Genomic DNA, 21447 nt, shown 5'->3' with positions numbered 1-21447 from the left:
GATGACGGGTTCGCCCTTGTTGGAGGCGTTGAGCACGTCGCCGGATTCGGGAATCACGCCGATCGTCTTCAGGCCGAGCACTTCCTCGACGTCGGTGATCGACAGCATCTCGCCGTTCTCGACGCGCTGCGGGCTGTAGCGGGTGAGCAGCAGGTGCTCGCGCACGCGCCCGCCGTCCTCCGCCTTGCGCGTCTTGCTGGCCAGCAGGCCCAGGATGCGGTCGGAATCGCGCACCGAGGACACTTCCGGGTTGACCACGACGACCGCCTGGTCGGCGAAGTACATCGCCAGGAACGCGCCCTTCTCGATGCCGGCCGGCGAGTCGCACACGATGTAGTCGAAGCCGTCGGCGACGAGGTCGTCGAGCACCTTCTGCACGCCTTCCTTGGTCAGGGCGTCCTTGTCGCGCGTCTGCGACGCGGCCAGCACGTGCAGGTTGTCGAAGCGCTTGTCCTTGATCAGCGCCTGCTTGAGGTTGGCCTCGCCGTGCACGACGTTGACGAAGTCGTACACCACGCGGCGCTCGCAGCCCATGATCAGGTCGAGGTTGCGCAGGCCGACGTCGAAGTCGATCACGGCGGTCTTCTTGCCGGCCTTGGCCAGGCCGCAGGCGATGCTGGCGCTGGTGGTGGTCTTGCCGACGCCGCCCTTGCCCGAGGTCACAACGATGATTTCAGCCAATGTTCTTCTCCGTAACGGTGCGCTTTGGGCGCGCTTCTAATGGGGTTTCAGTCGAGCTGCGCCAGGTGCAGCTTGTCATTCTCGAGCCAGATCTGCACGGCCTTGCCGAGCAGGTCCTTGGGGATTTCCTCCAGCACCTTGTAGTGCCCGGCCACCGCGACCAGCTCGGCGTGGAATTCACGGCAGAAGATGCGGGCCGAGGCCAGCCCGCCGGCGCCGGCCAGGGCGCGGCCGCGCAGGGCGCCGTAGACGTGGATGGAGCCGTCGGCGATGACCTCGGCGCCGGCGCCGACGGTGGCGCAGACCGTCAGGTCGCGGTCCTGGGCGTAGACCTGCTGGCCGGAGCGCACCGGATGCACGTGCATCAGGCCCGGTTCGGCGGCGCGCGCCGGCGCGGCGGCCGGCGCCGGGGCGGGCTCGGGCGCGGCGGCGGTCCGGCGCGGCGGCGGCGCGGCCGGCTCGGACTCGCCATCGCGCTCGTAGGACGCGCGGAACTTGGCCAGCAGCGGCAGCCCCACGGCCTGCGACAGCTCGTCCATCTCGCGGGTGCCGTAGGCCAGGGCCACCGGCAGCACGCCGGCCGCGTGCAGCGCGTCGACCACCGCGCGGGCCTGGGCGGCGTCCGGGCAGCGGCTCAGGCCGCCGAAATCGAGCACCACCGCAGCGCGCGCGAACAGCTTCGGCGCGCGCTGCACGCGCTCGGCCATCTCGGCGCCGAGGCGCTCGGGATCGAGCGTGCGCACGCGCAGGTTGGCGATGCCGACCTGGCCGAACTTCAGTTCGCCGGCCTGTTCGTAGTCGAGGGGGTTGGCGGCCATGCTCAGGTTCCCGTCGCCAGGGCGCCGAGGCGGCCGGGCAGGGCGCGCGCCGCGAGCCAGGGCTGGTCGGGCAGGCGCGTGCCGTAGGTCTCGGCGATGAAGGGATGGCTGCACATCTCCTTCATGAGCATCGAGACGCGGATGTCGGTGCCGGGCATCACCTGCTGGCCGACCTCGCGGAAGCCGAAGCTGCCGTGGAAGAGCAGGGCCGGGTCGTTGCCGGACTGCAGGAACACCTCGCAGCACAGCTGCGGCCAGCGCACCTCGGCGAAGCTCTGCACGTCGGCGTAGAACATGCGGCCGCGGCCGCCGCCGCGGCGGGGCCGGGCGATCACGATGCGGTCCACGTACAGGAAGCGCGGGTGGCGGTCCTTGAACCAGCGGAAGTTCGGGCTATCGTGCGGGGCGTCCTGCGACAGGGCGACCAGGAACCCGGTGATCAGGCCGTCCTGTTCGGCGACCCGGAAGTATTCGGCGTGCTCCCAGAAGAAACGCAGCTTGGCGGCGTCCATCGGCAGGATGGACGGCCCGGCCGCGTTGTTCAGGGCAAGTACGGAATCCAGCTCGTGCTCGCGCACGTCGCGGATGGTGATCGGCATTGTCTTTCGGACTCCGATGGCGTGAGGGCCGCGGGCGGGGGAACCCGGCGGGCGATCGGGACGGGATTATCGCACGGGCGCCGTCCCCCGGGGCGGCGCCGGGAAATCCTCGCAGGCATGACTTCCGGGGTGGCCCGCCGGGTCCGCCGCCGGCCTATGATGCCGGCATGCTGAACCGCCTCTCCCACACCCAGTTGTTGCGCTACGCCGGCCTGTTCACCTGGGCGGTGGTGGGCATCCCGCTGATCGTGTTCACCTGGCACTTCCCGGCCGATGCCTCGGATTCGGCCCAGGGCCTCGCCACGCCCGGGTTGACGCTGGCCAGCCTGGCCTACCTGGCCTTCGGCGTCATCTACTGGCAGGTGACCCGCGCCCTTGGCGCCCGCCGGCCGCGGCTGGTGGATGCGCTGCTGCTCGCGGCCCTGACCCTGTCGGCCATCGTGGTCAGCCACCAGACCGGCACCGGCATGGGCGCGGTGCTGATGCTGATCATCGCCGGCGTCATCCCCTGGCTGGTGCCGCTGCCCGTGGGCGTGCTGTGGCTGATCCTGCAGCACGGCGCGCTGGTGCCGGTGTTCAGCCGGATGGAGGGCTACACGCCGGGCTTCGCGGTGCTGCAGGCGATGCTGTACGTGGGCTACTCGAGCTTCGCGATGGTGATCGGCCTGGTCGCCAAGCAGCAGGCCGAGGCCCGCGAGGACCAGCGCCGGCTCAATTCCGAACTGCGCGCCACCCGCGCCCTGCTGGCCGAGAGTTCGCGCATGAGCGAGCGCGTGCGCATCTCGCGCGAGCTGCACGACCTGCTCGGCCACCACCTCACCGCGCTGAGCCTGAACCTGGAGGTGGCCGGCCACCTCACCGAGGGCCGCGCCCAGGAGCACGTGCGCCAGAGCCACACCCTGGCCAAGCTGCTGCTCACCGACGTGCGCGAAGCGGTAAGCGAGATGCGCGACGAGGGCGCGATCGACCTCAGCGGCGCCATCCGCACCCTGGTCGAGGGCGTGCCGGCGCTGGACATCCGGCTGGACATGCCCGAGCCGCTGACCATCGAGGACCCCGAGCGGGCCCACGTGCTGCTGCGCTGCACGCAGGAAATCATCACCAATGCCGTGCGCCACGCCGGCGCGTCCACCCTCTGGCTCACGATCGCCCGCGACGCCGGCGAGGCCCGCATCCAGGCCCGCGACGACGGCCGCGGCATCGAGGGCGACGCCGTGCCTGGCAACGGGCTGCGCGGCATGCGCGAACGCCTCGCCGCCCACGGCGGCCGGGTCGATATCATCACCGGGCGCGGTCAGGGTTTCGCGCTCGACATCCGCTTGCCCCTGGAGAACGCCGCATGATCCGTGTCTGCCTGGTCGACGACCAGACCCTGGTACGCCAGGGCGTCAAATCCCTGCTCGAACTCGCCGATGGCATCGAGGTGGTCGCCGAAGCCGGCGATGGCCGCCAGGCGGTCGAGCTGATCCCGCAAATCAAGCCCGACGTGGTGCTGATGGACATGCGCATGCCGGTGATGTCGGGCCTCGAGGCCCTGCAGGCGCTGACGGCGAAGGGGCAGCTGCCGCCCACCATCATCCTGACCACCTTCGACGACGACCAGCTGGTGCTGGCCGGCATCCGCGCCGGCGCCCGCGGCTACCTGCTCAAGGACGTGTCGCTGGACCAGCTGGTGAACGCCATCCAGACCGTCGCCGACGGCGGCTCGCTGGTGCAGCCGGCCGTCACCCAGCGCCTGCTCTCGGGCCTGGAGGGCCTGCAGAACGAATTCGTCAGCCTCGACCAGCCCGATCCGCTGACCGATCGCGAGACCGAGATCCTGCGCCTGATGGCCGGCGGCTTCTCCAACAAGGAGATCGCCAACTCCCTCGGCGTGGCTGAAGGCACCGTGAAGAACCACGTCTCCAACATCCTGTCCAAGCTGGGCGTGCGCGACCGCACCCGGGCCGTGCTCAAGGCCTTCGAGCTCAAGCTGGTCTAGGCCCGGAACCCGCGCCGCTGCGCGGTTTCCGGCGATTTCCCGCCGCCCCCTGCCGGGCGGCGGGCTGACCTGTTATCCTCCCGGGTTCCTGCGATTGGGCATGTGGACCAGTCGAGGGCCGTTCCTGGAGAGCTTCCGAATGACCCGAGTTATTGAGTGGATTATTTCCCTGCTGATCGTCATCGCCCTGTTCGTGGTGATCGGCCTGTTCCTGCCCGCCTCGCGCACCGTGTCGCACTCGGTCGAGACCAATCGCCCGATGTCCACCGTGAACGACATCCTCAGCAGCTTCACCCGGTTCAAGGACTGGAACGCGCTGATCAACCACGACCCGCGCATGCAGCTCACCGCCTCGGGTCCCGAGTCCGGCGTCGGCGCCGCGCTCGCCTTCAGCTCCAGCCAGCATTCGATCGGCTCGGGCAAGTGGGAGATCAAGGAAATCGTGCCGGGCGAGAAGATCGTCTATGCGCTCGACACCCCGGGCCGCGGCAAGAACAAGACCATGACCTTCCGCTTCGAGCGGACCGGCCAGCGCAACCAGAACATCGAGATCACCCAGCGCTACTCGGTGGACTACGGCTATGACCTGCTCGGTCGCTACGCCGGCACCCTGTACGTGAACAGCGAAGTCGGCGCCGACATCAAGCGTGGCCTGACCAAGCTGAGCAACCTGCTGGCCACGATCCCGCGCTTCGACTACAGCCAGCACGAGCCGGGCTTCGAGATCGCCGAGCTGCCCGCGCAGAACGTCCTGCTCGTCACCACCGCCGCCAAGCGCGCCAACGACGACATCGCCCTGGCGATGACGAACCAGCGCAAGTGGATCGACCAGGTGATGGAGAAGAACGAGCTCGAGCCCGCCGGCCCGATGCGCATCGTCACCAACGAGTTCGGCTCCGACAGCTACGCCTTCGACGTGGTGATGCCGATCCGCCGCAAGGGCACCGGCCCGGCCGCCCCGGCCGCCGCCGACGGTGAAGCGGGCGAGGCCGCCGAGGCGGTTGCCGAGGCCGCCCCGGCCCCGGCCCCGGCCGTGGATCCGAACGCGCCGCTGGAAACCTTCGAGGTCGAGGTCGAAGGCCCGGTCGTGTACGCCCAGCTGCCGGCCATGCGCGTCGCCAAGTCCAGCTACGTCGGTCCGTCGCCGGGCCTGGCCCGCATCCGCGACCTGGTCCGTGCCTGGGCCCTGGTCCGCGGCCACGAGCCGACCGATCGTCCGTTCGAGGAGTACCTCGGCGAGATCAAGGACATGCTGGCCGAAGACGCCGAGTTCAACGTCTACTGGCCGGTGGTCGTGCCGGGCGTCGATGCCCCGGCGCCGCGCGTGATCGCGCCGCTGCCCGAGGACGAGGCCGCCGAGCCCGCCCCGGCCGCCGAAGAGGCCGAGGCCGAAGCGGCCGCCGCCTAAGCAACACCGCAGGGCGGGCCGAGTGCCCGCCCTGTCGTTTCCGGGGTCGCCTGCCCGGGCGCCCACCGAAACCGAATCCAGCGAGACACGCCCCCGATGATCGAGGCACACGCCCTGCACAAGCGCTACGGCCGCCTGCTGGCCGTGGACGGCATCAGTTTCAAGGTCGAGCCCGGCGAGGTGCTGGGCTTCCTCGGCCCGAACGGCGCCGGCAAGTCCACCACGATGAAGATGATCGCCGGCTTCCTGGCACCCACGTCGGGCACCGCGAAGGTCTGCGGCCACGACGTGCAGGCCGCGCCGATGGCCGCGCGCCGCGCGCTGGGCTACCTGCCCGAGGGCGCGCCGGGCTACGGCGAGATGTCGCCGTCCGGTTTCCTCGGTTTCGTCGCCGACGTCCGCGGCCTCACCGGCGCGCACCGGCGCGAGCGGATGCAGTCGGTGCTCAAGCGGCTGGCACTCGAGGGCGTGCTGCACCAGCCGATCGACACGCTTTCCAAAGGCTTCAAGCGCCGCGTCGGCCTGGCCGCCGCGATCCTGCACGACCCGCCCGCGCTGATCCTCGACGAGCCCACCGACGGCCTCGACCCGAACCAGAAGCACGAGGTGCGCAGCCTGATCCGCGAGCTCGCGCGCGAGCGCACGGTGCTGCTGTCCACCCACATCCTCGAGGAAGTCGAGGCGGTGTGCAGTCGCGCGATGATCGTCGCCCGCGGCAAGGTGCTGGCCGACGCCACGCCGGCCGAGCTGCTGGCGCGTTCGCGCTACCAGGGCGCCGTGTCGCTGCTCGCCGGCGACAGCATCGCCGCCCGCGCCGCGCTCGACGGCATGCCGGGCGTCAGCGGCTTCCACCAGGATGCGGTGGACGGCCGGCTCTACGTGTTCCCGCAGGGCCGGCCCGTCGCCGCCGACGCGGTGGCCGAACGGCTGCGCCAGCGCGGCGTCGCGTTCAGCGGCCTGCAGCCCGAGCGCGGCCGGCTCGACGAAGTCTTCCGCCGCATCACCACCGAAGGAGCGCAGGCATGAGCGCGGTGCTGTCGGTGTTCCGGCGCGAGTTCGCCAGCTATTTCGCCACCCCGCTGGCGGCGGTGTTCCTGGTCATCTTCCTGGCCCTGGCCGGGGCGTTCACCTTCTACCTCGGCGGCTTCTACGAAGCGGGGCAGGCCGACCTGCAGCCCTTCTTCCGCTTCCATCCCTGGCTCTACCTGCTGCTGGCGCCCGCGGTGGCGATGCGGCTGTGGGCCGAGGAGCGCAAGTCCGGCACGCTCGAGCTGCTGCTGACGCTGCCGCTGGCGCTGTGGCAGGCGGTGCTGGGCAAGTTCCTCGCGGCCTGGGCCTTCCTCGGCCTGGCGCTGGTGCTGACCTTCCCGATGTGGGTCACGGTGGCCTGGCTCGGTGATCCCGACCACGGCGTGATCTTCGCGGGCTATCTCGGCAGCTGGCTGATGGCCGGCGCCTTCCTCGCCATCGGCAGCGCGCTGTCGGCGGCGACCCGCAGCCAGGTGGTGGCATTCATCCTCACCGTGGTGGTGTGCCTGCTGCTGCTGTTGGCCGGCTTCCCGATGGCGCTCGACCTGGTGCGCGGCTGGGCGCCGCAGCCGTGGGTGGACGCCTTCGCGGGGCTGAGCTTCCTGACCCATTTCCAGGCGATCAGCCGCGGCGTGCTCGACCTGCGCGACGTGGTGTTCTTCCTGCTGTGCATCGCGGCCTGGCTCACCGCCACGGTGCTGGTGATCGACCTGAAGAAAGCCGACTGAACGCCATGAAGATCCTGTCCCGACGTTCCGCTCCCCTGGTCGCGCTGGCGCTGCTGGCGCTGGGCTTCGTCGCCCTGGTGGCGCTCAATTCCGTGGTGCTGCGCGGCGCCCGCCTCGACCTGACCGACAAGGGCCTGTACACGCTGTCCGACGGCACCCGCAACCTGCTGGGCCGGATCGAGGAGCCGGTGCGGCTCAAGCTCTATTACTCCGAGCACGCCACCCGCGAGCTGCAGCAGTTCCGCGTCTTCGCCACCCGGGTGCGCGAGCTGCTCGAGGAAGTCGCGGCCCGCAGCGGCGGCAACGTCACGCTGGAGGTCATCGACCCCGAGCCGTTCTCCGAGGCCGAGGACGAGGCGGAGGCTTACGGCCTGCAGTCGATCCCGCTGGGCACCAGCGGCGACAAGCTGTTCTTCGGCCTGGTGGGCGTCAACAGCACCGACGGTGAGACGGTGATGCCCTTCATCCAGCCGGACAAGGAAGCCTTTCTCGAATACGACGTGGCCAAGCTGATCTCCACGCTCAGCGTAGATGCGCAGCCCGTGGTCGGGCTGATCAGCGGCCTGCCGACCGGCCCGACCATGGACCCGACCGGTCGCGGTGGCCCGGGCTGGGTGGTGGATCGCCAGGTCAGCGAACTGTTCGAGCTGCGTCGCCTGCAGGGCAACCCCACCGACATCGCCGGCGACGTCGACCTGCTGATGGTGGTGCACCCGAAGGAGCTGCCCGAGGACACGCTGTACGCGATCGACCAGTTCGTGATGCGCGGCGGCCGCCTGCTGGTGTTCGTGGATCCGGATTCCGAGGCCGATGAATCCGCGATCGATCCGCTCGACCCGCTGTCGGTGGCGATCCCGCGCAGCTCGGACCTGCCCGCGCTGTTTCAGGCCTGGGGCATCCAGTACGACCCGACCCGCCTGGTGCTGGACGAGAAGCACGCCCTGCAGGTGCAGCACGACCCCAACGGCCTGCCGGTGCGGCACCTGGCCGTGCTCGGCCTGGGCAAGGAAGCGCTGAACCAGGACGACGTGGTGACCGGCGAACTGCAGACGCTGAACGTCTCCAGCGCCGGCGCGCTCGGCCTGACCCGCGAATCGACCCTGGCGATGGAGCCGCTGGCGCAAAGCTCCGGCGCGTCCGCGCTGGGCGACGTGACCGCCGTGCGCGACGCCGTTGCCGACCCCGACCGCCTGCGCGAAGGCTTCCGCCCAGGCGGCCAGCCGCACGTGATCGCCGCGCGCTTCACCGGCCCGCTGCGCAGCGCCTTCCCCGGCCGCAGCGGCGAGAAACACCTGGCCGAGAGCCTCGCGCCGGTCAACCTGGTCGTGGTCGCCGACACCGACGTGCTGGCCGACCGCCTGTGGGTGCAGGTGAACGACTTCCTCGGCCAGCCGGTCTACAACGCCTTCGCCGGCAACGGCGATTTCGTCTACAACGCGGTCGACAACCTGGTCGGCAACGCCGACCTGATCGCGGTGCGCACGCGCGCCTCGGCCACCCGGCCGTTCGAGCGCGTGGCGGCCCTGCGCCGCAGCGCCGAGGCCCGTTACCGCAGCAGCGAGCAGCGCCTGCAGCAGCAGCTCGATGAGCTCGAGCAGCAGCTGGCCGCGCTGCAGCAGCCGGGCGCCGACGGCCAGGCGCAGGCGCTGAGCGCGCAGCAGCAGGCCGAGATCCTGCGCTTCCAGGACGAGAAGCTGCGGATGCGCCGCGAGCTGCGCGACGTGCAGCACCGGCTCAACGCCGACATCGAAGCGCTGGGCGATCGCCTGAAGCTGATCAACATCCTGGGCATGCCGGCGCTGGTGGTGCTGGTGGCGCTGGGCCTGGCCTGGCGCCGCTGGTCGCGCCGCCGCACGGCGGGGGCCTGAGCCATGCGTCCGCGGCAGCTGGTGCTGGCGGCGGTGGTGGTGGCCGGCCTGGCCGGCGCGGCGTGGTGGCTGCTTGATCGCCAGGCCACCGGTGCGGTGGAAGAAGCGGGTCGCCTGCTGCCGGGTTTTGACGCGCGGGTCGAGGCCATCGACGCCATCGAAGTGGTGGGCGCCGGCGGCCAGCCGCTGGTGCGCATCGAGAAGCGGGACGGCACCTGGGTGATGCCCGACCGCGACGGTTGGCCCGCCAACCAGCGCGAAGTGAGCCGCGCGCTGTTCCGGCTCGCCGGGGCCCGGCGCATCGAGCCCAAGACTCGCAATCCCGACCTGCACGCGCGCCTCGGCGTCGAGGACGTCGCCGCGCCCGGGGCCAAGGGCGCCGAACTGCGCCTGGCCGGTAGCGGCGACCCGGTGCGGCTGGTGGTGGGCAACAACCATCCCTCGCTCGGCGGCAGCTACGTGCGCGTCGGCGACGACCCGCAGGCCTGGCTGCTGGACGAGGACATCGGCCCGGCGCGCGAGCCAACCGACTGGCTCGACCGCCGCCTGGTCGACATTCCGATGGCGCGCATCGAGGAAGTGCGCATCGCGCCGGCCGGCGCGCGCGCGTTCCGACTCTCGCGCGTGGACGACCGCTTCAGCCTCGACGGCCTGCCGCCCACCGCGATGACCGATCCGGACGCCGGCAACGGCACCGCCGGGTTCACCGACCAGTTGCCCTTCGACGACCTGACCACCGACACCGGCACCGGGGCGACCCAGGTCGTCGATTTCATCGGCGTGGATGGCGTTTCCGTGCGCGTCGCCGCCTGGCGCGACGAGCGCGGCACCTGGGCGCGGCTGACGGCCACGCTGGACGAGGCGCAGGCGCTGGCGTGGTTCGAGCAGGCCGATGCGGTCGCGGCCGCGCAGGCCGCAAAGGATGCCGAAGCCGCGGAAGCTGGCGCGGGCGAGGGCGACCCCCAGGACACGGCGGACGGCGAGGCCGCCCCCAACGACGCCGGCGACGACGCTGTCGTCGCCGCCGATGCCGATGACACGCGCGGCGACGCGACGAAATCGCCCGCCGAACGCGTCGCCGCGCTTCGCGCGCGGGTCGATGCCTGGCAGGCCAGCTTCGAAGGCCGCCAGTTCCTGCTGCCGCCCTACAAGGCCGCGCCGCTGATGCGCAGCCGCAACGACTACCTGGCCGGCACCCGGTGACCGCGCTGGCCCGCGGCCTGGCGGCGCTGGGCGCCATCGCCTGCGCCGCGTCCGTGGGCCTGGGCGCCTATGCCAGCCACGGGCTGGCGGACGACGACGCCCGGCGCGCCGGCTTGGCCGCCCTGTTTCTGTTCGGCCACGGACTTGCCCTGTTGGTGCTGGCCAGGCCCGCCGCCTCGCGCCTCTGCCTCGTCGCGCTCACGGCGCTCGCGTCGGGCGTGCTGCTGTTTTCCGGAAGCCTGCTCGGCGCGGTGTTCGCCGACACGCCGACGACGCTGGCTCCGGCCGGCGGCATGCTGATGATGCTGGCTTGGCTTACGCTGGCCGTAGACGCCCTTCGCACGAGCGCTTAGCCATGGCCCGCCACCCGCGTGGATTCGACCTCGATGACGCCGCTGCGCACCTGCGCCGTCGCGACCGCAAGCTGGGCCGCTGGATCGACCGCATCGGCCCGCTCGACGTCGCCGCACGCTGGCGCAAGCCCTTCGACACCACCGACGCACTCGCCCGCGCCATCCTCTACCAGCAGCTCTCGGGCAAGGCCGCCGCCACCATCGTCGGGCGGGTCGAAGTGGCCATCGGCGCCAGCAAGCTGCACGCCGACACCCTCGGCCGCATCGACGACCCCACGCTGCGCGCCTGCGGCGTCTCGGGCAACAAGACCCTGGCCCTGCGCGACCTGGCCGCGCGCGACGCCCGCGGCGAGATCCCGACCTCGCGCGAGATGGCGGGCATGGACGACGCTGCGATCATCGAGCGCCTCACCGCGGTGCGCGGCATCGGCCGCTGGACGGTCGAGATGATGCTGATGTTCAGCCTCGGCCGCCCCGACGTGTTGCCGGTCGACGACCTGGGCGTGCGCAAGGGCGCGCAGCTGCTCGACAAGCTCGACGAGATGCCCAAGCCCAAGGTCCTGGCCGAACGCGGCGAACCCTGGGGCCCGTACCGCACGCTCGCCGGCCTCTACCTCTGGCGCATCGTCGACGCCGCCACGCCCGCCAAGCCCCCCGTCAAACGCTCCCAGGACTGACCCCGGCGTGCGCCTTGCGCACGAACCGCTTTACACCGTGGCCTCGCGGCAGCGCCGCCGCCCGCACGACTAGTACTTCTGCCCGCCGTCTTGCTGGCGCCCCGTCCCTGGCAGCAAACGTCGGCCGTTACGGGCCTCCTGCCCTTCACTTCAGAAGTACTAGTCGTGCGTGCGACGTTGCCCCGAAGGCCCGTCGTACACCGGACCGAGGTCAAAAGAAGAGAGCAAGCGTGCGCGTAGCGCACGAAGGGCCAGGCGCATCGCTCCTCTCCTCGGCCGCTGGGCGCTGCTGTAGCTTTTGCTCTTGCACTTGACCTCACTCCGGTGTGCGACCGGCTTCCGGGGCGACGTCGCACACAGACATAGGTCTGCGACCCGACATCAGTGGTCAGGATGACGCTCCTGAGTCGGGCCGCAGACCTATGTCTGTGGGCGGCGGCGCGGCCGGGAAGTCACGTGTCGTGCGCCCCGCGCACGCCGTGCCAGCGCCAGTGCCAGGGTTCGTAGACGATGCCGTGCGGGTTGCCGCGCGGGTAGCTCATGCGGAAGCCGAAATCGCCGGCGCGGCGGTGCAGCCACGCGAAGGCCGGCGTGGCTTCGAAGGATTCCTCGGCGGGCGGCTGGCCGGGCGTGCCGATGTCGATGGCGCAGCCGCCGTGGTGCTCGCTGAAGCCCGGCGCGGCGTTGACGGCCAGGATTTGCGGCAGCGTCAGCCCGCGCGCGAGCTTCCGCTCGAAGATGCCGAGCTGGTAGGCGTGGCTGCGGTAGCCGGAGATCGCCTCCAGCGCGATGTCCTCGGCCTGCGCCGCGGCGCGCATCCGGCGCCAGGCCCGCGCGGCCGGGTCGAGCAGCCACAGCGGGCGGCGGTAGCGGTCGTGGCCCGCGAATTCCAGGCGCGCGGGTTCGGCGACCAGCGGCAGGCCGACGGCGTCGCCGTAGCTCTCGTCCAGGCCGAGTGAATGCAGGTGCGCGAGCAGGCCGTCGAGCGGCAGTTCGAAGGGGCGGCCAGCGCGCTCGTGCGGGGCGGACAGCGCGGCGAGGATGTCGGCCAGGCCAGGCTCGCGGGCCAGTTGCGGCACCAGCGCGGTGAAGCGCCCGTTGCCCGTGGTGGCGAGGAAGCGGCCGTCGCGCTTGCGGCGAAGCAGCCAGGGTGCCTGCGCCAGCGCGCGGGCGTCGGCGTTGGCGCGCACGCGGTCGCGCAGCAGCCGCGAGGGCAGGGCTTCGATCAGGTCGCTGTTGACGAGGTGCCAGTCGAGGGCGTGCATGCGGTCAGCTTAGCGGGCGGACGGAGGGGCGTCACGCGGCCGCGCGGCGCAGGATGTCGAGCACCGCCTGCGGGTGGGTGAGGCTGAGCATCCAAAGCCGGCCGTCGGCATGCGGCAGGCACAGCACCCGGGCCGGATCGGTGACGAGGCAGAACGCCGCGCGCTTGTCGCGCAGCCGGAAGTGGCCCGCCTGCAGGCCCGGCACCGAGAACCCGTTCGTCTTCAGCACCGGCTTGAACTCGGTGTGCTCACGCAGGTCCACGACGCGGGCCGCGGCGAGGTCGAACTCCGGCAGCGCCGCCTGGCGTGTGTAGTACGTCGCCTTCACCCGCAGGTGCTTGCCGTCGAAGGCGGCCTCGCGCCGCCACATCGGCAGCACGATGGCCAGCGAGACGGCCGCGGCCCCGGCCTGGACCAGCAGCATCATCGCGGGCGAGATCTTCTCGGCGCTGACCTGCAGCACCACGCCGACCGCGATCGCGATCGGCAGCAGGCCGCCCACCAGCACGGCGAAGACGATCGGCGGCTTGCCGAGCGGGGGAAGGGCGAGGCGTCGGAACATGGCGGAATCTCGGCAGGCGTCGGTCGGGGCGTGGGGCGGTGCAGTCAGCCTGCCGCGGGCGGTTCGTCGTCGCCGGGCGCTTTCAGGCGCCCGGCCTTGCGCAGGGCGTCGCGCAGCAGGTATTCGATCTGGGCGTTCACCGAGCGCAGCTCTTCGTCGGCCCAGCGCTGGAGGGCGTCCAGCACTTCGGCGTTCATGCGCAGCGGGTAGGCCTTCTTCTCAGCCACCGGTTATCCCCGCAACAGCAGCATCGCCACGCCCAGCGCCGCCACCGCGCCGGCCACCGCCAGCGCGCGGAAGCCGACGCTGCGGCGCAGCTGGTCCGGATCGGTCGCGCCCTCGAGCTGGCGCGGCCGCCAGAGCCCGGTGACCAGCACCAGGCCCAGGCCGAGGCCCGGCAGGGCGGTAAGCAGCAGGGCCGCGCCGACCAGCATCCAGCCGTCCATGCCGCCCATCAGTAGATCGAGCCGGCGTTGACCACGGGCTGGGTGCCGCGCTCACCGCAGAGCACCACCAGCAGGTTGCTCACCATCACCGCGCGGCGCTCCGGGTCCAGGTCGACCACCTTGCGGGCGGAGAGCTGCTCGAGCGCCATCTCGACCATGCTCACCGCGCCTTCGACGATGCGGGTGCGCGCGGCGATGATCGCGCCGGCCTGCTGGCGCTGCAGCATGGCCTGGGCGATTTCCGGTGCGTAGGCGAGGTGGCTGATGCGCGCTTCGCCGACCGTCACGCCGGCCTGGGCCAGGCGCTCCTGGATTTCCTCGGTCAGGTGCTTGGCGATCTCGGCGGCGTGGCTGCGCAGCGAGATCTTGCCGTCCTCGTGCTGGTCGTAGGGATAGCTGGTGGCCATGGCGCGCAGCGCGGCCTCCGACTGGATGTGCACGAAGCTCTCGTAGTCATCCACGTTGTAGACCGCCTCGGCCGAATCGACCACCTGCCACACCACCACCGCGCCGATCTCGATCGGGCTGCCGTCGAGGTCGTTGACCTTGAGCTTGCCCGACTCGAAGTTGCGCACGCGCAGCGAGACCTTCTTGGCCGAGAAGAAGGGGTTGTTCCAGCGCAGGCCCTGGTCCTTGCAGGTGCCGACGTACTTGCCGAACAGGCTCAGCACGGCGGCCTGGTTCGGTTCGACCATGTAGAAGCCGAACAGCAGGAAGAACTCGAGGATGCCCAGCGCCACGCCGGCCGCGATGAACAGGCCGTCCTGGTCGCGAAGGCCGAGGATGAACAGCGCCGCCGTGCCCGCCATGGCCACCAGCAGGCCGAGCAGGAAGGGGATGCCGGGGATGGAACTGACGCTCTGCTCTTTCATGGGGACTCTCCCGTGGACTGCGGCCAAGATATCAAAAAGATATCTAAATGCAATGTGCCGGACGAGGCCTCGCCCGATGGGGCAGGAACCCCGCCGGATCAATCACTTGGCCTTGGGTTCGATCCGGAAGCGGATGACCGGCGAGGGCAGCTGCTCGCTGGCGACGGTCAGGCTGCGGCCGTCGACGGAGAAGGCGATGGCCTCGGCCTGCGGCAGCCAGGGCAGGATGAGGTGGGGCAGCTTGCCGGCCAGGCCGGGACCCCAGTCGCCGTCGCGACCGCGCACCACGAAGTGGATGGCGCGGTAGTTGAGCACCGCCAGCACGCGACCGTTCGGGCTCAGGTCGGCCGCGGTGATCTGCGCGCGGTAGCGGCCGTAGATGGGGCTGCGGCCGAGGTCGCTGGCGTCAGGCTGCTCGATGCCGGGCAGGGTGCCGACCAGCTCGGCCACCTGTTCGCCGTCGCCGGGGCCCAGGCGCACGCGGAACAATTCGGCGGGAACGCGCTTCTTCGAGACCAGCAGCACCTCGCCGCGCACGGCATCGACCGCCACCGCCTCGCAGTCGCGCGGGCCGTCGGGCCAGCGGAAGTGCTGGGTCCAGGCCAGCGTGGCGGGCTGGGACAGGTCGGTGGGTTCCTCGAAGACGTGCAGCGACAGCGTGCGGCGGATGCCGCCGTTGTCGCCGGTGTCGGCCACCAGCAGGTAATCGCGGCCGTCGCGGTGGAAGGAGGCCATGTCCTCCCAGTCGAGGTTCGGCGCGCCGGGCGTGGCGACGCTGGCCTGGCGCCGGCCGCGCTCGTCGACAAGGTGCAGCTCGGCGGTGTTGCCGCTGTCGTTGTGCGCCCAGAACAGGCCGGGGTGGCGGCGGGCCGCGGCGAGGCCGCTGATTTCGTCGATGGCGGCCTCGGTGACCAGCCCCATCGCCTCGGGTTCGCCCCAGCGCGCGCCCATCGCGACCGCAGGGACCAGCAACAGCAGGGCGGTGGCGGCGGCGCGTACGGAGGACATGCAGGACCCGTGGGGTGAGCGCGAAGCATGCCAGAAACCCCCTGTGGGAGGGACTTCAGTCCCGATGCTTTCCGGCGAACGGCATCGGGACTGAAGTCCCTCCCACAGCTACACTCCCGGCTTTCCCGCCGGAATCCCGCCGCCATGACCGACCCGCGCCCCGTCACCCTCGGAACTCCGCTGTCGGCCGGTGCCCGGCGCGTGCTGTTGCTGGGCTCGGGCGAGCTGGGCAAGGAAGTGGCGATCGAGCTGCAGCGCCTGGGCGTCGAGGTGATCGCCGCCGACCGCTACGACGACGCGCCGGCGATGCAGGTCGCGCACCGCAGCCACACGCTGAACATGCTCGACCCGGCCGCGCTGCGCGACCTGATCGCGCACGAGAAGCCCGACCTGGTGGTGCCCGAGATCGAGGCCATCCACACGCCCACCCTGGTCGAACTCGAGGCCGACCAGGGCCTGCACGTGGTGCCCACCGCGCGCGCCGCGCGCCTGACCATGGACCGCGAAGGCATCCGCCGCCTGGCGGCCGAGACGCTCGGGCTGCCGACCTCGCCCTACCGCTTCGTCGATACGCGCGAGGACTACCGCGCGGCGGTGGCCGCCATCGGCCTGCCCTGCGTGGTGAAGCCGGTGATGTCCTCGTCCGGCAAGGGCCAGAGCACCGTGCGCAGCGAGGCCGACATCGACGCCGCCTGGGAGTATGCCCAGACCGGCGGGCGCGCCGGCCAGGGCCGCTGCATCGTCGAGGGCTTCATCCGCTTCGACTACGAGATCACGCTGCTGACCGTGCGCCACCGCGACGGCACCAGCTTCTGCGACCCGATCGGCCACCTGCAGGTGGACGGCGACTACCGCGAGAGCTGGATGCCGCAGCCGATGTCGGCGCGGGCGCTGCAGCGTTCGCAGGACATCGCGCGCGCGATCACCGACGAGCTGGGCGGCCATGGCCTGTTCGGCGTCGAGCTGTTCGTGCGGGGCGACGAGGTGTGGTTCAGCGAAGTGTCGCCGCGGCCGCACGACACCGGCCTGGTGACGCTGGTGTCGCAGGAGCTGAGCGAGTTCGCGCTGCATGCGCGCGCCATCCTCGGCCTGCCGATCCCGAACATCCGTACGCTGGGTCCGTCGGCGTCATGCGCGGTGCTGGCCACTGGCCACGGCGTGCCGGAGTTCAACAACGTGGACGCGGCGCTGGTGGAGCCCGACACCGCGCTGCGCCTGTTCGGCAAGCCGCGGGTGGAAGGACACCGGCGCGTCGCGGTGACGCTGGCGCGCGACGAAGACGTGGACACCGCACGCGCCAAGGCGCGCCGCGCCGCCGCGGCGCTGGGCGTCACGCTGCGCTGAGCGCGCGCCCGGCCGCGGGCGGCCGGACGCGTCCCGCGCGTTTCAGTGGCCGCGTACGCCGCGGCGATGCAGCAGCGGCAGGCCGTGGACCTGCGAGGGCGCGTCGCCGTGGCCGCCCTTGGGCAGGCGCTGGCGTGCCTTCGAGGAAATCACCGGCTCCGGACCTACGTGCGGCGTGGCCTGCGGGTGCACCGGCATGGCCGAATGGGGCGAGGCCGTGGGCGAGGCTATGGCGGGGGTGGCGACGGGCGCCGGCGCCGGGATCGGTTTCGTGGCCGCCGTCTCCGGGGCAGGGGTCTTCGGTGGGACCTTTGGCGCGGCGAGCTTCCGGGGGGCGGCGTTCTTCGGCGCGGCTTTCTTCAGTGCGGCCTTTTTAGGAGCGATCTTCTTCGGGGCAGCCTTGTTCGAAGCGATCTTCTTCGTGGCGACCTTCTTCGGAGCGGCCCTGTTCGAAGCGATTTTCTTCGAGGCGGCCTTCTTTGAGGCGGCCTTCTTCGTAGCGACCTTCTTCGGAGCGATCTTCTTCGAGGCGACCTTCTTCGGAGCGGCCTTTTTCGCGGCGATCTTCTTCGATGCCACTTTCTTCGAGACAACTTTCTTCGAAGCAGGCTTTTTCGATGCCGGCTTCTTCGCCGCGGCCCGGCCGGCAGCGCCTGCCTTCTTCGTCGCGCTCTTCACCGCGGGCTTGCGGGTCGCGGATTTCGCGGCGGCGGCTTTTGGCGCAGGCCTGGCGGCGGATTTCTTCTTCGCGGCTTTCTTCGCGGCGGGGCGGGGAGCGGCCTTGCGGGCGGCGGGCTTCGCACGGGAGATCTTCATCGCGGGGTGTCCTTCTCGGTCGGCGGGCGGAATTCCATCCTAGCCCCCGCGGCTGACGCTTGCTTGAACGCGCCGCCGCGCGACGAGGGCCCGGGACCCGCCGCGGCCAGCCTCAGCGCGGCGACTCGAGGTCCACCCACACCAGCCGGTGGTCGGTGGCCTGCAGCCACCCGAAGCCGCGCTCGCCTTCGCGCGGCCAGAACACGCCGCCGTCGCGCACCTGCAGCCCGACCGAGGGCAGCACGTAGTCGACCCGGTAGTTGCCGTTGCGCGGCCCGAACGACGCGGTGTCGTGCGCCGGCGAGGACTTCTGGCCGACGTTGCCGGCGCCGACCTTTTCCGCCGACTCGACCGCGCCCTCGCTGCGCGGGGTCGCGAAGCGCAGCACCCGCGGGTGCTCGAGCAGCTGCTGGATCGTTCCCGGCAAGCTGGCGCCGTCGGCGGGGTCGGCGTTGTAGTCGCCGACGATCACGAAGCGCTCGCCCTCGGCCAGGCCGCCGCAGCGGCCGGCGTCGTCGCACAGCCAGGGCTTGTCGCCCGGCGTGAGGTACTCGGCCCACAGTCGGATCTCGTCGTGGTTTCGCGCGGCGTTGCGCCGCTCCGGGCCGTCGAACACCGGCGGCGTCGGGTGCGCCGCCAGCAGGTGCAGCCGGCCCAGCGGCGTGTCGATTGGCAGGTCCCAGTGCGACTTGGAGCTCAGCCGAACCTGCCGCCAGAGCTCGGGCGGATAAAAGGGCTTGCCGGTGTCTGGGAACTTCGGCGCCAGCGCGCCCGGCATCGCGCTCCAGCGCAGGAGCCGGAAGCTGCGCACCGCCGCGGCGTCGATTGGGTGCATCGACAGCACCAGCATCCCGTACTGCCCCGGGTGCAGGCCGTAGCCCCAGGCGTCGTCGCCGTGCTGGCGGCCCTCGCCGCCGATCCGGCCATCGCCATTGAGGTCCAGCCCGCTGGGCACGCCCGTGTTCACCTCGGCGAAGTAGCGGTGCGGGTAGTGGATCGGCTCGCCGCCGTCCTGCGCCACGCCCAGGTAGCGCGACTGGAACAGGTCGGCCGCGCGGCCCGCGGCGTCGAAGTCGAACTCGTTGAGCAGCACCACGTCCGGCCGCACCGCCTGCAGCGTCGCGGCGATCTTGCGGGCATCGTCGTCGCCCTGGTCCAGGCGCTCGATCAGGCCGCCGTGGTTCTCGTCGTAGAGCGAAGTGTTGAACGTGGCGACGCGCAGCGTCATGGTGGGCTCCGCGGTGGCGGCGGCCGGGGCATGGCCGCGGCAGCCGGCGAGCAGGGCCAGCGACAGCAGCCCGAGGAAGGTCAGGGGTCTCATGCGCGGCGATTGTGCCCGAAGCGCGGCCGCCCGGGCAGGCCAATCATTCCGGCATCGGCTTCCATTCAGCGCCGTCGAGGAATTCCAGCGGCCGGTAGCCGCGCTTGTAGGCCATCTTCGGGTGGCCATCGAGCCAGAACCCGAGGTAGAGGTGCTCGCGGCCCTCGTCCTTCGCCCGCTGCACCTGGCGCAGGATGGCGTAGGTGCCCAGGCTGCGGGCGGCCTGCTCGGGCGCGTAGAACGTGTACACGGCGGACAGGGCGTCGGCCACCACGTCGGTCACGGCCACGGCCAGCAGCTGGCCGTCGTGCCGGAACTCCATGAACTCGGTCGGGCTCCAGCCGCAGGCCAGGAAGCTGTCGAAGTTCCCGGGCGCCGGGTCGTCCATGCCGCCGCCGACATGGCGGGTGTCGAGGTAGCGCTTGTACAGGGCGAAATTCTCGGCCGTGCGCCGGGCCGCCACGCTGCGCACCTCGAGGTCGGCGTTGCGGGCGAGGCAGCGCTTCTGGGCGCGGTTGGGTTCGAACCGGCGCACGGGGATGCGCACCGAGATGCAGGCGCGGCATCCCACGCAGTGCGGCCGGTACACATGCCCGCCCGAGCGCCGGAAGCCCATAGCGAGGGCGCGCCCGAACAGGGTCGGCAAGTACGGGTCCGTCGGGTCGATGATCAAATCCCGAGACAGGCGCTCCGGCCAATACCCGCAGGCATGCTCGACGGTCTGGAACAACCGGATGTGATGCTGGCTACCCATGGCCCCAGTCTATCCTCGCCCGCTTGCAGGGCGCACCCCAGAGTTTTCTGCCGCCCTCGGCCTCGGCGCCGGGGCCACCGCGGAAGCGAAGGTCGCTTTCTCCTCCGTGAAGCCTTTATGTCGGAGAAAGCGACCTTCGCTTCCGCGGTGACACCGGCGCCATAACCTCAGCGAATCAGACCGAGGCGCTGCCCAACGCGGGTGGGGGTTTCGGTGGCGAAGGCGTCGAGCGTGACCGCGTCGCGCGGGAACAGCAGGATGACCGTCGAGCCGTAGTTGAAGCGCGCCATTTCGGCGAACCGGTCGAGCGTGATGTCCTTGCCCCGCCAGTCGCGGCGCACCGGCTTGTGCGCGTAGGGCGGGATTTCCTCCCCGTTCCAGACCGACTCCACGCCCGAGACCAGCAGCGCACCCACCATCACCGAGCACATCGGCCCGAAGTCGGTATCGAAGTGGCAGACCAGGCGCTCGTTGCGCGCGAACAGCCGCGGGATCGCCTGCACGCCCCAGGGCGCGACGGTGAACAGCCTGCCCGGCACGTGCAGCGTTTCGACCAGCCTGCCTTTCCACGGCATGTGCACGCGGTGGTAGTCGCGCGGCGAGAGGTAGATGTTCGCGAACCAGCCGTCGGCGTAGGGCGCGGCCATCGCCTCGTCGCCCAGCAGCTCGGCGGCGGTGAAGGCCTGGCCCTTGGCCTGGAAGATGCGGCCGGCCTCGATGCGGCCGGCCTGGCTGATCTTGCCGTCGGCCGGCATCAGCAGCGTGCGCGGGTCGGCGTCGGCGGTGCGCGCGCCAGGCTTGAGTTCGCGGGTGAAGAAGGCGTTGAAGTGCTCGTAGTTCGTGGCCACCGGGTCGGCGGCCTCGGCCATGTCCACGTTGAACTTGCGCACCACCAGCTGGATCAGCCAGTCCTTGAACCAGGCGGCGCGCGTGCGCGCCACGGCGTAGGCGATGCGCGAGAGCAGCCGGTGCGGCAGCACGTACTGCAGGAAGACCTTCGGGCTCACGGCGCCACCTCCGACAGCAGGGCGAGGTCGGCGGCGATGTCGGCCGGCACGAAGGGCGGGCGGATCAGGCCCGCCTGGCGGCCCTGCGCATCGATCACCACCAGGGCCGAGGAGTGGTCCATGGTGTAGTCACCCGCGTCGGTTTCCACCTTCATGTAGACCAGGCCGAGGCTGCCGGTGAAGGCCTGCAGCGCGCCCGGGCTGCCGGTGGCGGCGAGGGTGGCGGGGTGGAAGTAGGCGGCGTACTCGCCGGTCCTGGCCGGAGTATCGCGTTCGGGGTCGATCGACACGAACAGCACCTGCGGGCGACGGGCTTCGGGCAGGTCGGCCCAGGCTTTCTGCGACTGCGCCAGCTCCGACAGCGTGGTCGGGCAGACATCCGGGCAGTGGGTGAAACCCAGGAACACCACGGTCCAGCGGCCCTGCAGTTCGGCCGGCTCCAGCGCCGTGCCGTCGGACTGCTCAAGCGCGAAGGCGGGCAGGGGGCGCGGGCTGGAGAACAGCCGCACCGCCTTGAGCTGCGCCGGGTCGACGGCCGGGGCGGCGGGCGCGCTGGCCGACGGCGCGGCCGGCGACGGCACCAGCGCGACCTGGGCGGCCCAGAGGCCGAGGCCGGCGGCGAGCGCGGCGACGAGGATGAGCAGGGTGGTGCGGTTGAACACGGCGTGTCCCGGGGGTCGGCGAGGCGGCAATTATAGCGGGCGCGC

Annotated in this window: 24 protein-coding genes and 1 pseudogene; 10 read left to right on the top strand and 15 right to left on the bottom strand. The window is 71.2% G+C overall.

The annotated features are described in order from the left end of the window. The 3 genes from minD to VFV21_RS00925 all read right to left on the bottom strand — a co-directional run. A partial coding sequence (gene minD, locus VFV21_RS00935; RefSeq protein ID WP_329667690.1) for a septum site-determining protein MinD occupies positions 1-681 on the bottom strand: 681 nt, incomplete at its 3' end. 47 nt (positions 682-728) lie between these two features. Further along, positions 729-1499, bottom strand: coding sequence for a septum site-determining protein MinC (gene minC / locus VFV21_RS00930; protein WP_329667689.1), 771 nt, complete (start codon positions 1497-1499; stop codon positions 729-731). A 2-nt stretch (positions 1500-1501) separates the two neighbouring features. Next, positions 1502-2098, bottom strand: coding sequence for a GNAT family N-acetyltransferase (locus tag VFV21_RS00925; protein ID WP_329667688.1), 597 nt, complete (start codon positions 2096-2098; stop codon positions 1502-1504). Between the two features lie 167 nt (positions 2099-2265). Here VFV21_RS00925 and VFV21_RS00920 point away from each other — a divergent pair, with 167 nt between their 5' ends. The 9 genes from VFV21_RS00920 (at position 2266) to VFV21_RS00880 (ending at position 11345) form a co-directional block, all read left to right on the top strand. Further along, a complete protein-coding gene (locus VFV21_RS00920) occupies positions 2266-3441 on the top strand; it encodes a sensor histidine kinase (protein WP_329667687.1) in 1176 nt (391 codons plus the stop codon). Then, a complete protein-coding gene (locus VFV21_RS00915; protein ID WP_329667686.1) occupies positions 3438-4079 on the top strand; it encodes a response regulator transcription factor in 642 nt (213 codons plus the stop codon). The genes VFV21_RS00920 and VFV21_RS00915 overlap by 4 nt, the downstream gene beginning before the upstream one ends. Positions 4080-4218: 139 nt before the next feature. Beyond that, complete coding sequence (locus tag VFV21_RS00910) at positions 4219-5487, top strand: SRPBCC family protein (protein WP_329667685.1); 1269 nt, start codon at positions 4219-4221, stop codon at positions 5485-5487. A 96-nt stretch (positions 5488-5583) separates the two neighbouring features. Next, positions 5584-6513: an ABC transporter ATP-binding protein gene (locus tag VFV21_RS00905; protein WP_329667684.1), complete on the top strand. Its 930-nt coding sequence runs from the start codon at positions 5584-5586 to the stop codon at positions 6511-6513. Continuing rightward, positions 6510-7244 carry an ABC transporter permease subunit gene (locus tag VFV21_RS00900; protein ID WP_329667683.1) on the top strand — a complete coding sequence of 245 codons (735 nt, stop codon included), beginning with the start codon at positions 6510-6512 and terminating at the stop codon, positions 7242-7244. Before VFV21_RS00905 ends, VFV21_RS00900 begins: the two co-directional genes overlap by 4 nt. A 5-nt stretch (positions 7245-7249) precedes the next feature. Then, positions 7250-9112: a GldG family protein gene (locus VFV21_RS00895; RefSeq protein ID WP_329667682.1), complete on the top strand. Its 1863-nt coding sequence runs from the start codon at positions 7250-7252 to the stop codon at positions 9110-9112. Between the two features lie 3 nt (positions 9113-9115). Further along, on the top strand, positions 9116-10315 hold the full coding sequence (locus VFV21_RS00890; RefSeq protein ID WP_329667681.1) for a DUF4340 domain-containing protein: 1200 nt from the start codon (positions 9116-9118) through the stop codon (positions 10313-10315). Then, positions 10312-10668, top strand: a complete 357-nt coding sequence (locus tag VFV21_RS00885) for a DUF423 domain-containing protein (protein WP_329667680.1) — start codon at positions 10312-10314, stop codon at positions 10666-10668. The genes VFV21_RS00890 and VFV21_RS00885 overlap by 4 nt, the downstream gene beginning before the upstream one ends. 2 nt (positions 10669-10670) lie before the next feature. Continuing rightward, positions 10671-11345 carry a DNA-3-methyladenine glycosylase 2 family protein gene (locus VFV21_RS00880; RefSeq protein WP_329667679.1) on the top strand — a complete coding sequence of 225 codons (675 nt, stop codon included), beginning with the start codon at positions 10671-10673 and terminating at the stop codon, positions 11343-11345. 452 nt (positions 11346-11797) lie between these two features. Here VFV21_RS00880 and VFV21_RS00875 read toward each other — a convergent pair whose 3' ends face one another. The 6 genes from VFV21_RS00875 to VFV21_RS00850 form a co-directional block, all read right to left on the bottom strand. Further along, the gene (locus tag VFV21_RS00875) at positions 11798-12610 is read right to left on the bottom strand and encodes a M15 family metallopeptidase (RefSeq protein ID WP_329667678.1); all 813 of its coding nucleotides are present in this window, start codon (positions 12608-12610) and stop codon (positions 11798-11800) included. A 31-nt stretch (positions 12611-12641) separates the two neighbouring features. After that, entirely contained in the window at positions 12642-13172 is a 531-nt protein-coding gene (locus VFV21_RS00870) for a hypothetical protein (RefSeq protein WP_329667677.1), read from the bottom strand. 44 nt (positions 13173-13216) lie between these two features. After that, positions 13217-13399, bottom strand: a complete 183-nt coding sequence (locus VFV21_RS00865) for an Arc family DNA-binding protein (protein WP_329667676.1) — start codon at positions 13397-13399, stop codon at positions 13217-13219. A 3-nt stretch (positions 13400-13402) separates the two neighbouring features. Beyond that, entirely contained in the window at positions 13403-13618 is a 216-nt protein-coding gene (locus tag VFV21_RS00860) for a hypothetical protein (protein WP_329667675.1), read from the bottom strand. Positions 13619-13626: 8 nt separating this feature from the next. After that, complete coding sequence (locus tag VFV21_RS00855) at positions 13627-14490, bottom strand: SPFH domain-containing protein (RefSeq protein WP_329667674.1); 864 nt, start codon at positions 14488-14490, stop codon at positions 13627-13629. Between the two features lie 102 nt (positions 14491-14592). Further along, on the bottom strand, positions 14593-15498 hold the full coding sequence (locus tag VFV21_RS00850) for a hypothetical protein (protein WP_329667673.1): 906 nt from the start codon (positions 15496-15498) through the stop codon (positions 14593-14595). Positions 15499-15642: 144 nt separating this feature from the next. On the opposite strand from VFV21_RS00850, the gene purT reads away from it, so the two are divergent. After that, positions 15643-16842, top strand: coding sequence for a formate-dependent phosphoribosylglycinamide formyltransferase (gene purT / locus VFV21_RS00845; RefSeq protein ID WP_329667672.1), 1200 nt, complete (start codon positions 15643-15645; stop codon positions 16840-16842). Between the two features lie 42 nt (positions 16843-16884). Here the strand turns inward: purT and VFV21_RS00840 are convergent, their stop codons facing one another. The 6 genes and pseudogenes from VFV21_RS00840 to VFV21_RS00815 all read right to left on the bottom strand — a co-directional run bounded on the left by VFV21_RS00840 (position 16885) and on the right by VFV21_RS00815 (position 21402). After that, positions 16885-17040, bottom strand: a complete 156-nt coding sequence (locus tag VFV21_RS00840; protein WP_329667696.1) for a hypothetical protein — start codon at positions 17038-17040, stop codon at positions 16885-16887. A 63-nt stretch (positions 17041-17103) separates the two neighbouring features. Next, positions 17104-17658 (bottom strand): annotated as a pseudogene (locus VFV21_RS00835) (hypothetical protein); the annotation flags it as partial. Between the two features lie 112 nt (positions 17659-17770). Beyond that, positions 17771-18979, bottom strand: coding sequence for an endonuclease/exonuclease/phosphatase family protein (locus tag VFV21_RS00830; RefSeq protein ID WP_329667671.1), 1209 nt, complete (start codon positions 18977-18979; stop codon positions 17771-17773). 43 nt (positions 18980-19022) lie between these two features. Next, positions 19023-19733: an arginyltransferase gene (locus VFV21_RS00825; RefSeq protein ID WP_329667670.1), complete on the bottom strand. Its 711-nt coding sequence runs from the start codon at positions 19731-19733 to the stop codon at positions 19023-19025. Positions 19734-19900: 167 nt separating this feature from the next. Beyond that, positions 19901-20740 carry an archaetidylserine decarboxylase gene (gene asd / locus VFV21_RS00820; RefSeq protein WP_329667669.1) on the bottom strand — a complete coding sequence of 280 codons (840 nt, stop codon included), beginning with the start codon at positions 20738-20740 and terminating at the stop codon, positions 19901-19903. Further along, a complete protein-coding gene (locus VFV21_RS00815) occupies positions 20737-21402 on the bottom strand; it encodes an SCO family protein (RefSeq protein WP_329667668.1) in 666 nt (221 codons plus the stop codon). Before VFV21_RS00815 ends, asd begins: the two co-directional genes overlap by 4 nt. Positions 21403-21447: the final 45 nt, after the last annotated feature.

The organism is Arenimonas sp. (assembly GCF_036275555.1).
GTDB lineage: Bacteria > Pseudomonadota > Gammaproteobacteria > Xanthomonadales > Xanthomonadaceae > Arenimonas.
This window is presented reverse-complemented; position numbering and strand designations above follow the sequence as displayed.